General features: G+C 55.7%; 12 protein-coding genes. 6 read left to right on the top strand and 6 right to left on the bottom strand.

The window, feature by feature from the left end:
* Positions 1-6: 6 nt before the first annotated feature.
* The 4 genes from scpB to thiH are packed head-to-tail and all read left to right on the top strand — an operon-like array spanning position 7 to position 5,171.
* A complete protein-coding gene (scpB, locus tag B2952_RS03120) occupies positions 7-714 on the top strand; it encodes an SMC-Scp complex subunit ScpB (protein WP_073113677.1) in 708 nt (235 codons plus the stop codon).
* Positions 714-3,326 (top strand): DNA mismatch repair protein MutS, encoded by a 2,613-nt coding sequence (gene mutS / locus B2952_RS03115; RefSeq protein WP_290731562.1) that lies wholly within the window; start codon positions 714-716, stop codon positions 3,324-3,326. Before scpB ends, mutS begins: the two co-directional genes overlap by 1 nt.
* Before the next feature lie 46 nt (positions 3,327-3,372).
* Positions 3,373-3,882: a hypothetical protein gene (locus tag B2952_RS03110; RefSeq protein WP_290731565.1), complete on the top strand. Its 510-nt coding sequence runs from the start codon at positions 3,373-3,375 to the stop codon at positions 3,880-3,882.
* A gap of 20 nt (positions 3,883-3,902) precedes the next feature.
* Positions 3,903-5,171 carry a 2-iminoacetate synthase ThiH gene (thiH, locus tag B2952_RS03105; RefSeq protein ID WP_290731568.1) on the top strand — a complete coding sequence of 423 codons (1,269 nt, stop codon included), beginning with the start codon at positions 3,903-3,905 and terminating at the stop codon, positions 5,169-5,171.
* A gap of 3 nt (positions 5,172-5,174) precedes the next feature.
* On the opposite strand, the gene B2952_RS03100 is transcribed toward thiH, so the two are convergent.
* Entirely contained in the window at positions 5,175-5,999 is an 825-nt protein-coding gene (locus B2952_RS03100; protein ID WP_290731571.1) for a type II secretion system protein, read from the bottom strand.
* Between the two features lie 143 nt (positions 6,000-6,142).
* Here B2952_RS03100 and thiE point away from each other — a divergent pair, with 143 nt between their 5' ends.
* Positions 6,143-6,775 carry a thiamine phosphate synthase gene (gene thiE / locus B2952_RS03095; protein ID WP_290723765.1) on the top strand — a complete coding sequence of 211 codons (633 nt, stop codon included), beginning with the start codon at positions 6,143-6,145 and terminating at the stop codon, positions 6,773-6,775.
* Positions 6,776-6,786: 11 nt separating this feature from the next.
* Here thiE and B2952_RS03090 read toward each other — a convergent pair whose 3' ends face one another.
* From B2952_RS03090 to B2952_RS03080, 3 genes are read right to left on the bottom strand one after another with little or no spacing between them, the layout of a single operon-like run.
* Positions 6,787-7,542 carry a M23 family metallopeptidase gene (locus B2952_RS03090; protein ID WP_290731575.1) on the bottom strand — a complete coding sequence of 252 codons (756 nt, stop codon included), beginning with the start codon at positions 7,540-7,542 and terminating at the stop codon, positions 6,787-6,789.
* Between the two features lie 13 nt (positions 7,543-7,555).
* Positions 7,556-7,927 carry a DMT family protein gene (locus B2952_RS03085; RefSeq protein ID WP_290731579.1) on the bottom strand — a complete coding sequence of 124 codons (372 nt, stop codon included), beginning with the start codon at positions 7,925-7,927 and terminating at the stop codon, positions 7,556-7,558.
* Between the two features lie 45 nt (positions 7,928-7,972).
* A complete protein-coding gene (locus tag B2952_RS03080) occupies positions 7,973-8,539 on the bottom strand; it encodes a DUF4416 family protein (protein ID WP_290731581.1) in 567 nt (188 codons plus the stop codon).
* 52 nt (positions 8,540-8,591) lie between these two features.
* Between B2952_RS03080 and B2952_RS03075 the strand changes: the two genes are divergently transcribed.
* Complete coding sequence (locus B2952_RS03075) at positions 8,592-9,326, top strand: glutaminyl-peptide cyclotransferase (RefSeq protein WP_290723757.1); 735 nt, start codon at positions 8,592-8,594, stop codon at positions 9,324-9,326.
* 7 nt (positions 9,327-9,333) lie between these two features.
* Here the strand turns inward: B2952_RS03075 and B2952_RS03070 are convergent, their stop codons facing one another.
* Entirely contained in the window at positions 9,334-10,104 is a 771-nt protein-coding gene (locus B2952_RS03070) for a hypothetical protein (protein WP_290733830.1), read from the bottom strand.
* A gap of 136 nt (positions 10,105-10,240) precedes the next feature.
* Entirely contained in the window at positions 10,241-12,310 is a 2,070-nt protein-coding gene (gene metG, locus B2952_RS03065) for a methionine--tRNA ligase (protein ID WP_290733832.1), read from the bottom strand.
* Positions 12,311-12,322: the final 12 nt, after the last annotated feature.

Genomic DNA, 12,322 nt, shown 5'->3' with positions numbered 1-12,322 from the left:
CCTTATATGAGTGAAAACCCGCAGAATGTAGAAGAGGCCGAGGAAGTCGAAGAAGAACTTCCGAAAGTGGAAAGCAGCGAGGACCTTGCCCGCATTATACAGGCTATCGTGTTCGCTTCGCCCGACATTGTGACGCTCAAGAAGTTGCGCGAGATTCTGGGCGACTTTCTGGATGCCCGTACCGTGTCGGATGCGCTCATTGCTGCAAACGATTCGCTGAACAAGATTAATTCCCCGTTCGAGATTGTGGAGCAGGCGGGCGGCTACCGTTTCCGCACGCGTGCGAAGTACTACCCGTGGGTGCGCAAGCTGTTCCCCGAGGCGAATGCGCGCCGCCTGAGCCAGGCCGCACTCGAGACCCTCGCGGTGATTGCCTACCAGCAGCCCATCACGAAGGCCGCCATCGAGCAGGTGCGCGGAGTGTCTTCTGTAGATGGCCCTATCAGGAACCTGCTCGACAAGGGCTTTATTGCATTGGGCGCGCGCGCCGAGACTGTCGGCAACCCCTATACGTACGTGACGACCCAGGAATTCATGAAGTATTTCGGCATCAACCGCATTCCCGAGGACCTGCCGCGCCTGCGCGAGTTCAGCGAACTCCTGGAAGCGGGCACGCTCGTGCCGCAGTACGCCAAGCAGGAATCCGAACCTACGGAACCTGTGCCTCCGGAAGATAACCCGGAACAGATTGAACTTTCGATGGGAGACCTGTAATGGCTGTCACCCCGTTGATGCAGCAGTATTACGAGATCAAGAAACAGAACCCTGGCTGCATTTTATTTTTCCGCATGGGCGACTTCTTCGAACTGTTCGAGGACGACGCCGTGGTGGCATCGAAAATTTTAGGACTTACGCTCACGAGCCGCAACAACGGCGCCTCGGGTGCGACTCCCTTGTGCGGGTTCCCGCATCATGCCGCAGACCGCTACGTGCCGAAGATGGTGGCGGCGGGCTACCGCATCGCGATTTGCGAGCAGGTGGAAGACCCGAAGCTCGCGAAGGGTATCGTGAAGCGCGATATCGTGGAGATTATCAGTGCCGGCACCGCGATGGACGAGTCGAACCTGAACGCGAAGGAGGCAAACTACCTGTTTGCCTACGTGCCCGCGGGTAACGATGCCGCGTTTGCCGTCGCCGACGTGACGACGGGCTACCTCGCCGTATGCAGGAGCAGCGTGCAGGCTTTCGAGTGCGAGTTCAGCCGCCGCATGCCCAAGGAAATCGTGATACCCGAGGGGGCGGTGATTCCCTCGAGCATCATGGACATGGTCAAGGCGGATAACGTGCTGGTGACACAGATTCCCGAATTCATGTTCGGGGAGGAGCAGAGCCGCGACGTTCTGTTTAGCCACTTCAAGGTGGAATCGCTGGTGGGCCTCGGGCTCGATGGCCGCGAATGCGAGACGGAAGTCGCGGGTGCCCTGATGGCCTACCTGATGGACCAGAAGAAGTCCGAACTTTCGCACTTTACGACGCTCGAGATCTTGAATCTCGACGACTACATGACGCTCGACCCGAGTACGCTCAGGAACCTGGAACTTACGCGCCCGCTGAATGCGGACGACTACTCGAGCACGCTCTGTTCGGTGCTGGACCACACGGTGACTGCGATGGGCGGGCGCACGCTCAAGGACTGGGTGAGCCACCCGCTGATTTCTGTTTCGCGCATCCAGGAACGCGAGGAGGCTGTCGCCGAACTGGTACAGAACCCGGTGGCGCTTGACGAACTGAAGGAATCGCTCACGAGCATCCTCGACATGGAACGCCTGATGGGGCGTGTGGGGAGTGGGCGTGCCAACGCGCGCGACCTCGCGGGCATGGGCCGTTCGCTTTCGCAGGCATCTAAGGTGGCCGACGTGCTCGAGGGTCTGCGGGCCCCGATTTTTGAAGGCCTGCGCGAGACGCTCGAACACGCGCGCGGCCGCGGCGAGGAACTGTTGGCGCAATTCAACGAGGACTTGCCTCTCACGGTGCGCGAGGGCGGTATGATACGCCCTGGCGCGAATGCCGAACTCGACGCAATGAACGCCGACATCAAGGAAAAGCGCGAATGGATTGCCTCGCTGGAAGGCCGCGAGCGCGAACGCCTCGGAATCCCGAGCCTGAAGGTCGGTTACAACCGCGTGTTCGGCTACTACATCGAGATTACCAAGGCGCAGATGGCGAAGGCGACAAGCCCCATCCCCGAGGAATATATCCGCAAGCAGACGACGGTGAACGGCGAACGCTACATTACGCCCGAGATGAAGGAATGCGAATCCATCATCAGCAACGCCGAGGTGAACATCCACGAGCTGGAATACCGCATATTCTGTAGCCTGCGCGACCGCGTGGACGGCTGGCGTGCCGAACTCCAGGAGATTGCCGACGCGGTGGCGAAGGTCGATACGCTCTACAGTTTCGCGCGGGCGGCCCGCAAGTACAACTACGCGTGCCCCGAGGTTTTCGAGGGCTCGGGTATAGAAATCCGCGGCGGTTTCCATCCGGTGATTGTCGCCGTGAACCCCGACCTGGACTTTATCCCGAACGATGTTTCGCTTTCGCCCGATGGCACGCGCCTGATGCTCATCACGGGCCCGAACATGGCGGGTAAGTCGACTTACCTGCGCCAGACCGGACTCATCGTATTGATGGCGCAAATCGGCTGCTTCGTGCCGGCGGAATCTGCCCGCATTGGGGTAGTGGACCGCATATTCACCCGCGTGGGGGCGAGTGACCGCCTGAGTCGCGGGCTCAGTACCTTCATGGTCGAGATGATAGAGACCGCAAATATATTGCGGAACGCGACTCCGCACAGCCTTGTGCTGCTCGATGAAATCGGGCGCGGCACGAGCACTTTCGACGGGCTTTCCATCGCCTGGGCGATTGTGGAGACCCTCCACGACGAGCCCGCACGGCAGGCGCTGACCCTCTTTGCGACGCACTACCACGAACTCACCGGGCTCGTGGAAAGCCTCGAGCATGCGGGCAACTTCCAGGTGGCCGTGCAGGAAAAGGGCGACAAGCTGGTGTTCCTCCACAAGATTCTCGCGGGCGCCTGCGACTCGAGCTACGGCATCCATGTGGCCGAGATGGCGGGCCTCCCGAACAACGTTGTCCGCAGGGCGAGGAAGATACTTCTCCGGCTTGAGAAGGAAAAGATTGACCCGAGTGATGGCGCCGTGAAGAAGAAGCAGAAGGAACACCCGCAGCTGGACATGTTTGCACCGCCCGACGAGAACACGCAGCTGTTGAAGGACGAAATCCGCAGGCTCAAGCCCGAGGAAATGACCCCGATGCAGGCGCTCCAGCGCTTGATGGAACTGAAGGAAGCGTACGGGAAATAACTGCTATGCAAGGAGATCCCCGCCTTCGCGGGGATGACGATGTTGTATGATAGACTTTGCTGCCATAATGGAACATGCCTTCGCGAACCGTCCGTACCTTTCGGACGTTCACGGCATCGAGCATTGGCACCAGGTGGAGGCCAACGGGCTCCTGCTTGCTGGCCGCGTTGCCGGCGTGGATGTCGACGTCGTTCGTCTCTTTGCCATATTCCACGACAGCAAGCGCTTTGACGATGGTCACGACCCTGAGCACGGCGCACGCGGTGCCGAATTCGCGAAGGAATGCCGCGAGGCTAAGCTCTTTGAGATAGAAGACGAGCGCTTCGACAAGCTTTGCCATGCCTGCAAGTTCCACACGCACGAACCGAAAAACGGCGACCCGACCATAGACTGCTGCTACGATGCCGACAGGCTCGACCTGGGCAGGGTAGGGATCCCGCTCGACCCTGAAAAGATGGCGACCAGTTTCGGGAGCAGGATTGCGAAACAGTCCCGGAAAGAAAGCGTGTCGGTATTTGCCATGCGCCAGTGGCTGAAGAATCTGGAATTGAAATAGGTTTCGGATGGTGTTTTGAAATGGAAAATCAAGAAAGAAAAGACAACAATTACTTGTTCGATTCCGGGAATCTCTCGGAAGGGGCTCTTGCAAAAAAGCACCGCCTTGAAAACGATCCGAGTTCCCGTACTAATATAATGGATTATCTGCCCGGCATGGAAGTGATCCAGTCGGACATTGCCGATAAGGTTCTCTCCGAGTCCGAAAATTTCGATTATTCTAAATACACCGGCAAGGACGTAAAGCGCGCTCTGGAACACGAACGCTGCACACTGGAAGACTTCAAGGCGCTCCTTTCTCCGGCGGCCGCCCCGTATCTCGAGCAGATGGCCGCGAAGGCGAAAATCGAGACCAGCAAGCACTTCGGCAACAACGTGTACTTCTTCACGCCGCTCTACATCGCGAACTACTGCGAGAACTACTGCGTCTATTGCGGGTTCAACTGCTACAACCATATCAAGCGCATGCAACTTTCCATGGAGCAGATCGAGCACGAGATGAAGGTCATCGCCGACAGCGGCATGGAAGAAATCCTGATTCTCACCGGCGAAAGCCGCGCGAAAAGCAGTGTGGAATACATCGGCGAGGCCTGCAAGCTGGCCCGCAAGTATTTCCGCATGGTAGGCATTGAAGTTTATCCGGTGAATACGGACGAATACCGCTACCTGCACGAATGCGGCGTGGACTACGTGACGGTTTTCCAGGAAACTTACGACAAGGTTCGTTTCGAACAACTTCACCTGATGGGCCATAAGCGCGTATTCCCCTACCGTTTTGATTCCCAGGAACGCGCCCTCATGGCGGGCATGCGCGGGGTGGCATTCTCTGCACTCCTTGGCCTTTCGGACTTCCGCCGCGATGCGCTCGCATCGGCACTCCATGTGTATTACTTACAAAAGAAGTATCCGCATGCTGAGATGAGCTTGAGTTGCCCGAGACTGCGCCCGATTATCAATAACGACAAGATTGACCCGCTCGACGTTCACGAAAAGGAACTCTGCCAGGTGCTCTGCGCCTACCGTATCTTCTTGCCGTACGTGGGCATTACGGTTTCGAGCCGCGAAAGTAAGGAATTCCGCAACGGCATCGTGAAAATCTGCGCGACGAAGGTCTCTGCCGGCGTATCTACGGGCATCGGCGACCACGAAAGCAAGTACAGCGGTCACGACGACGGGGAAGGCGGCGACGAACAGTTCGAAATCAACGACTCGCGCAGCTTCAACGATATGTACGGCGACATTTCGGGCGAAGGCTTGCAGCCCGTGCTGAACGATTACTTGTACGTGTAGCGGTTAGTAACTGAAATTCGCGCAGCCTATGTCTCCATAGGTCGAGAAGCAGACACCGTGGTCGGAGAGAAGAGCTCCGCCTTTTGGGTTTGTTTTTGATTCGCGCATTTTCATTGAAGCAGGAAGCAAGGCGACCTCTACGGAGCGACTTGTCGGCTCCATCCCTGTCCACTGGAAACTCACTGTCACACGATAATTAGTGTTGTTTCCGCCCTGGTGTTGTATTGCATCCAGACCAGCCTCTTTTCCGTGATTCAACAGCTTGCTGATGAACAAAGGTTCTTTGGGATAGGACCGATATTGATCTTTACCATTAACGTCTTTATACTTGTACGTGATATATGTATCACCACCTTTTTTTAAGTCTTTGCCACTATTTCGTGCATCGAGAATATCTGCGACGCCATAAAAACCAGCCTCATTCAGAGCTTCATACCATATTCCACTGTTTCCGACCAGTTTGCTGAATTCTGAGCCTTTGTTGATGCTGGTGTGGGCACTCTGTATATTGTTGGGATGGTTTGGATGCATTTCAATAACGAACAAGTCTACACCGGTTGAACTAGCCAATTTAGTACTCAACTTGCTGCGATTCTGGGAAGCAAAATCACCTTTGAACAAAGCTTCTTCATCTTCAATCAGTGCCCTGTTCAGCGCGTCCCTCAGATAGAACAGTTTCAACAAATCAATTTTTTCTTTTGATCTTTCGACCAGCCCGAATATACTCGGTACGGCCACTGCAGCAAGTATCCCCATGACAACGGTCACCACCATGACTTCGATCAGGGTAAAGCCCCTGCGACCCTTATTTTGCGCTTGCATGTGCATCGTGCTACATCCCTTGCAAATAATGAATCATTTACATTAAGAAAATAACTTTTTCGGAGCCCTGTAAACAAAATTTTTTTGATTTTTGGGCGAAATTTAAGCAAAATCACAATATAAGGCCTGTTTTTGCTATTTTTAGGAGCATGAAGACCCTCGATACGACCCTTTACTTCATTACCGACAGCACGAGCGTTCCCGAAGAGCGTTTTTTGCCAGTTGTTGAGGCCGCCTGCAAGGGCGGGGCGACCATCGTCCAGTTGCGAGAAAAGGACAAGTCTACCCGCGAGTATATGGACTTGGCGGTGGCAACGCACGAGATTACGGCCCGATACGGGATTCCGCTGATTATCGATGACCGCGTTGATGTGGCCCTCGCTATTGGTGCCGAGGGAGTTCATGTGGGGCAGAGCGATATGCCTGTAGGTATCGCCCGGAAAATCATGGGGCCGGACAAGATCATAGGGGCGACGACAAAGACTATCCCGCAGGCGCTCGAGGCTTATGAGCAGGGTGCAGATTACCTGGGCTGCGGTGCGATTTACCCGACCACGACGCATGTGAAAACGGTGATTACTCCTGTCGAAACTCTCAAAGAAATCGTGAAGGCTGTCCCGGTTCCTGTGAACGCGATTGGTGGTCTCAACAAGGATAACATCTTTGTTCTCAAGGGTTCCGGCATTGCTGGCATTTGTGTCGTTTCCGCAATCATGAAGGCTGCCGACCCGGAACTTGCGACCCGAGAACTTAAACAGGCCTTTTTGGACCTGAACGCATAACTTGGGCTGTATTACTGGCCGCTGCCGCGAAGCCGTTGTCCGATCCTGAGCGGCGATTCTGGCGAGATGTTGTTGATGCGGCACAACGCCTTTACCGAGATGTTGAACCATGCGGCGATGCTTTCGAGGGTGTCGCCCTTCTTGACAACGTATTCTTCTTTCTTCAGGCGCCACTGCATCTTGCGGTGTGCGGTGATGACATCGCTCTTGGAAATATGGCTTGCGTCTTCTGTCAGGGACCAGTGCGGAAAGTCGATGACGGTTTCGGGGTCGATGTTGTAGTTCCCGTACCTGATTTCGAAATGGAGGTGCGCTCCGGAAGAGCGTCCGGAGTTGCCTCCCAATCCGACGATGTCGCCGGGAAGCAGCTTGTCGCCGACCTTGACTTCGCGCTTGGAGAGGTGCCCGTAGAGGGTCTGGATGTCGTTGTCGTGCTGGACCAGTACGTAGTGGCCGTAGCCGCCGGGGTTGTACTTGGACATGATGACCACGCCGGGCAGTGCGGCGACGATAGGCTCGTCGCGGATAATCTTGACATCGACACCCCGGTGCAGACGGTGGTTGCGGATTCCATAGGGGGAGCCGAGCCTAGCCTCGTGTGTGACGGGAATGAGCATGTTCGAAAAGTCGAGGTAGTCGCGGTCGACGGCGACGGCTGCTACCTTGTTCGTAGTTGAAGCGCTGCTTTCCTGGACTGCGCTCGTATCGGCGGTTTCGGCCGCGTGGGCCGCCGCGATGCAGAGAAATGCCAGGATAAAGAGTCTCATTCCCATGAACCTTTTACTTGAGGAATGCGAAAAATACGGCGCCGATGATGAGCGCGAAAGCGACGATGTGGTTCCAGTGCAAAGCTTCGTTGTTGAAGACTGTTGTCGCGATGACGGTGAATACCGTAAGCGAAATGGCTTCCTGGATGATTTTAAGCTGCATCAAGGTGAAGGGACCGCCATTGATGCGGCTACCGATGACGTTTGCCGGAACGGCGATGCAGTATTCAAAGAAGGCGATTCCCCAAGAGGCCACGATTACGAGAAATAGCGGCCAGTCGGTGCTGATGTGCATTTCCTTGAGCTTGAGGTTCCCGTACCAGGCGAAAGTCATGAATACGTTGGAACAGCAAAGGAGAAGAATGGTGAAAATGCCGGCTTTCATGATGTAGTAGACAGTAGGAAGTAGACAGTAGTCAGTGGTTGGTGGTTAGTGATTCGCTCGCAAACGGTAGGGCTTTCCGGTGCTCATCTGGTAGGCGAGACGGGCGCGGACTTGTTCCAGGTATTGGATGTACTTTTCGTTTTGGTAGTCGCGGTATGTCCAGTCGAAGGCGTGGAAATGTCCGTCCTGAAAGTATAGCGTGGGTTCCACGAAAATGCCTCGCTGCATGTAGACGCGCTGGCGCTGGTCCTTGGTCGTTGCAAGGAAAAACTGGCCGAGGGTCATGTAGCCCGGGTCGAGGTTTACGGGTCTTAGCCCTGGCGTTCCGTTTTGCCTTGCGATTTCGAGTTCCACCTCGTTTGACCAAAGCTTGATGTCGACGATGGTCTCGCGTTCCACGAGGGGCTCATAGCTGAAGAAGGCACGGACGGGCGAGGATCCGATTTCGTCGACATAGTAGTTGGTAAACGTGAAGGGGAACGGTTCGAGGTTCAGGTCCTCGGTGCCGAAGCGCTTAACCAGGGTTTCCCGGACGGATTCGACGGCGGAGGTGTCCCTTGCGAGGATACCTACGACAATCTTGACCTTGGCTGGAGTCCTGAGTTCGCCCATAAATTACAATTTAGTAAAAGGCGAAAAGCGCGGCTTTTAGTATTTTTTAGATATGCGCTTTTGTTTGTTGACCGTGTTTGCCCTTATGTCTGTCGCCCTTGCCGAGACGCTGCGCGAGGTGCCCGCAATACTTGATTCCGTGTCGCACGAACCGACGCACTTTACGCAGGGAATTTTCTTTGACGGAAAGGAAATTGTCGAAACAACAGGGCAATATGGGCAATCCGGACTTTACCGCCGGACTCTCGACGGTAAAATTCTCGATTCAGCGCGGATTGCGGACCGCTATTTCGGGGAAGGCTCGATCGCTGTAGGCGAAGACATCTTCTACCTCACCTGGAAAGCGAAAAAGGCGTTCATCTATAACCGCAAGCCGTTCCGAGCGAAGGGCGAATTCCGCATCCCGACGGAGGGCTGGGGACTCACGTATTGGCGAAACGCGCTCCTCATGAGCAACGGCTCCGAAGAGCTTCTGCAAATTGCGCTCGGGAGTTTCAACGTGGTGGGCGTCATCCGCGTAACCGACGAAGGGCGTCCCGTGAAAAATCTAAACGAACTTGAAATTGTCGGGAATACTTTGTACGCAAATGTCTGGCAGACGGGGTTGATTGCAGTAATCGACTTGCCGAGCGGGAGGGTCAAAAAATACCTTGACCTTACGCAGAAGTGGAAAGAAATCTACCGGAACCACCGCAACATTGACGTGTTGAACGGGATTGCCTTCGACGGTAAGTTCCTTTGGGTGACGGGCAAATACTGGCCGCAGATTTATAAAATCCAGCCGTAGGTGAGATTTACCTTGGCGCTGTCGCCGGGGCAGAACCAAAGAGAATGGAATTGCTGTAGCTGAGGCCGATCGAGAGACGTGGCTTCTTGGGGTTGAAGTCGAGGATGCCGTAGCGTGCATCCAGGGATATCCTGTGTGCTCCTAGCCTGAAGCTCACGTAGCTGCCGACGCCGACTTCTACGTTGCCGAAGTCGAGCTGGTCGTCGATCCAGCCGAGGTTGAGCCAGAAGTTACGGCAGATGTATTGCTCGAAGCCGATACGGATAAAGTCGCCGATGGGAATTTGCTCGATGACCGAGAATCCGCCGCTAAAAAGTTCCATCCATGCGTCAAGAAGGGAATTGATTGCTACATAGTCGTAGTCGTCATATTCGTCGTCGTAGTGGCTGTAGGAGTCGCTGTCGCCATCGTCGTCGCAAGCTCCAGTTTCGCAGACCAGCGCGACGGTAATTCCGAGCCAGATGGCCGAGACCCAAGTGCGCCAGGCGAAATACTTGTTGCCTTGGCCAAACATGAAGTAGGGAGAGGGGAGGAGACCCCAGCCTGTCACGAAACCGTTGGCGTAGCCCTTGGTCGTTTCGAGGCCGAGCGGGATTTCCCATTCGTTGCCTTGCATGCTGAAGTTGATTTTTTCGAGGCGCGCGGTGTAGACCCTGTTGTTTTCGCCTTCGCGTGATAGTTCAAGCGATTCCATGAATCCAGACGCTGAAGGCGGGTGCATGGTGCATCCGCTGAGCGCGATAAGGAATGCGAGGACTGTCAGATAGAAGAATCTCATGCCTTAAATATACTGCGAGCCTGAACAAAACGGATAATGCAGTGCTGAAAAATTGACAAATGGGAATAATGTAGTGATGAAATACACGCAAGGGTATTCCAGGTCGGAATACCCTTGTGAGAAATATGGAGAATTTTTAATGTACTCCGTTGCCGTCGGCCACGTCGCAGGTCACGGGCTTGCCGTTCACTTCGAGGGCGAGGGCATCGCAGAACACGGCGCCACCCTTCACGGAGAGCGCAATCTTCTCGAAGTCCTTCACCTTCAGTTCGCGCGGTTCGCTGGGTGCTACACCCTTGAAGAGGGCGCGGTCACCGGGCTTGGCGTCTTCGGGCACGGAGACGAGCCTGCAGGTGTGAGCCTCGTTGTCGAGATCGCCTGCAAAGAGCATGCCCTGGCTCATGATGCCGCGGAGAGCGCTGGGCTTCAGGTTTGCGAACAACAGAATCTTGCGGTCCTTCAGTTCTTCGGCCTTGTAGCTGTTCTTGAGGCCGCTGCAGATGGTGCGGAGTTCGCCTTCGCCAGCGTCCACCTTGAGCACGTAGAGGCTTGTAGCGTCCGGATGGTCGGCCACTTCCTTGATTTGGGCGACGCGCATGTCCATGGCGGCGGGCACGTCGGCTGCCATCAGGGGCTTGTTCTGCTTGGGCTTCGGCTGCGGCTCCTGCTTCTTGACTTCTTCTTCAATACGCGGGAAGAGCGGCTTGCCTTCGCCGAATGTTTCACCACCCTTGAGGATACCCCAAGCGAGGTCGTCGGCGCTCTGGAATTTGGAACCGATCATGGCGAGGCCTTCTTCTGCCTTGGAGGGAATCACCGGCCACAAGAGGCAGAGTGAAAGGCGCACGGCTTCGGCGGAAACGTAGAGCACGGTTGCGAGTTCATCCTTCTTGGTTTCGTCCTTCGCGAGCTTCCACGGAGCCTTGACTTCCAGGTAGCGGTTGATGCTACGCACCAGCTGCATGATGGTCTCGATGGACTGGGAGAGGCGGGCCTGCGGCAGGCCTTCCTTGATTTCGGCAATCACCTTGTTCGCGAGGTCGATGACTTCATTTTCGGCATCGCCGATGGAGGTGGCGGCAGGGAGCTTGCCTTCGAAGTTGTTGAGCACCAGGCGGTGTACGCGGTTCAGCACGTTACCCAGGTCGTTGGCGAGGTCGCTGTTGATGCGGCGCACGAAGGCATCGTGGGTGAAGTTCGCGTCCTGGCCCACCACCATTTCGCGGGCGAGGAAGTAGCGGAACGCGTCGATGCCGTACTTTTCCATGTAGTCCATGGGGTTAACCACGTTGCCTGCGGACTTGCTCATCTTTTCGCCGCCGTTCACGAGCCACCAGCCGTGGGCGAGGATGTGCTGCGGAAGCGGAATGTCGAGAGCCATGAGCATGGTCGGCCAGTACACGCTATGCGTGGTCAAGATGTCCTTACCGATCAGGTGATAAGTGGCGGGCCAGATCGGCGTGCCGTCGGCATAAGTCTTGTGGAAGGCGGTGGAGGCGCTCACGTAGTTCAGGAGGGCGTCGAACCACACGTAGGTCACGTAGTCGGTGTCGAAGGGCAGCGGAATACCCCAGCTAAGACGAGCCTTCGGGCGGCTGATGCAGAGGTCGTTCAGCGGTTGGCGCAGGAACCCGCGGATTTCGTTCCAGCGGTAGTCAGGCACAATCCAGTCCTTGTGGCTTTCGAGGAAGTCGATCAGCTTCTGCTGGTAAGAACTCATCTTGAAGAAGTAGTTCTTTTCCTTGAGCCATTCCACTGGGCGGTGGCTGATGGGGTCGCACTTGTTCTCGTCCAGTTCATCTTCGGTAAAGAAGCGTTCTTCGCCGACGGAGTACCAGCCTTCGTATTCCTTCGAGTAGATTTCGCCCTTGTCCCAGAGCTTCTGCAGGCATTCCTGCACAAAGGCCTTGTGTTTGGGCATGGTGGTGCGGATAAAGAAGTCGTTACCGATACCCATCTTCTTCCACAGGTCTTCGAAGCGGTGGTAGTATTCGTCCACGTGTTCCTGCGGGGTCACGCCGCGCTTGTCGGCGGCGCGCTGCACCTTCTGGCCGTGTTCGTCGGTCCCGGTCAAAAAGAACGTCTGGTAGCCGAGAATCTTGTGGAAGCGGGTGAGGATGTCCGCGAGGACGGTGGTGTAGGAGTGCCCGATATGCGGGGCGTCATTCACGTAATAAATCGGGGTAGTAACATAAAAATTTTTCATGTGCCCAAAGAT

The organism is Fibrobacter sp. UBA7003, from assembly GCA_002449765.1.
In the GTDB taxonomy this organism is placed as follows: Bacteria; Fibrobacterota; Fibrobacteria; order Fibrobacterales; family Fibrobacteraceae; genus Fibrobacter.
This window is presented reverse-complemented; position numbering and strand designations above follow the sequence as displayed.

What these genes read in the sequence shown, in the direction of transcription:
- scpB (WP_073113677.1), top strand. Translation starts at nt 7, where the DNA reads ATGAGTGAAAACCCGCAGAATGTAGAAGAGGCCGAGGAAGTCGAAGAA.
- mutS (WP_290731562.1), top strand. Translation starts at nt 714, where the DNA reads ATGGCTGTCACCCCGTTGATGCAGCAGTATTACGAGATCAAGAAACAG.
- B2952_RS03110 (WP_290731565.1), top strand. Translation starts at nt 3,373, where the DNA reads ATGATAGACTTTGCTGCCATAATGGAACATGCCTTCGCGAACCGTCCG.
- thiH (WP_290731568.1), top strand. Translation starts at nt 3,903, where the DNA reads ATGGAAAATCAAGAAAGAAAAGACAACAATTACTTGTTCGATTCCGGG.
- B2952_RS03100 (WP_290731571.1), bottom strand. Translation starts at nt 5,999, where the DNA reads ATGCACATGCAAGCGCAAAATAAGGGTCGCAGGGGCTTTACCCTGATC.
- thiE (WP_290723765.1), top strand. Translation starts at nt 6,143, where the DNA reads ATGAAGACCCTCGATACGACCCTTTACTTCATTACCGACAGCACGAGC.
- B2952_RS03090 (WP_290731575.1), bottom strand. Translation starts at nt 7,542, where the DNA reads ATGAGACTCTTTATCCTGGCATTTCTCTGCATCGCGGCGGCCCACGCG.
- B2952_RS03085 (WP_290731579.1), bottom strand. Translation starts at nt 7,927, where the DNA reads ATGAAAGCCGGCATTTTCACCATTCTTCTCCTTTGCTGTTCCAACGTA.
- B2952_RS03080 (WP_290731581.1), bottom strand. Translation starts at nt 8,539, where the DNA reads ATGGGCGAACTCAGGACTCCAGCCAAGGTCAAGATTGTCGTAGGTATC.
- B2952_RS03075 (WP_290723757.1), top strand. Translation starts at nt 8,592, where the DNA reads ATGCGCTTTTGTTTGTTGACCGTGTTTGCCCTTATGTCTGTCGCCCTT.
- B2952_RS03070 (WP_290733830.1), bottom strand. Translation starts at nt 10,104, where the DNA reads ATGAGATTCTTCTATCTGACAGTCCTCGCATTCCTTATCGCGCTCAGC.
- metG (WP_290733832.1), bottom strand. Translation starts at nt 12,310, where the DNA reads ATGAAAAATTTTTATGTTACTACCCCGATTTATTACGTGAATGACGCC.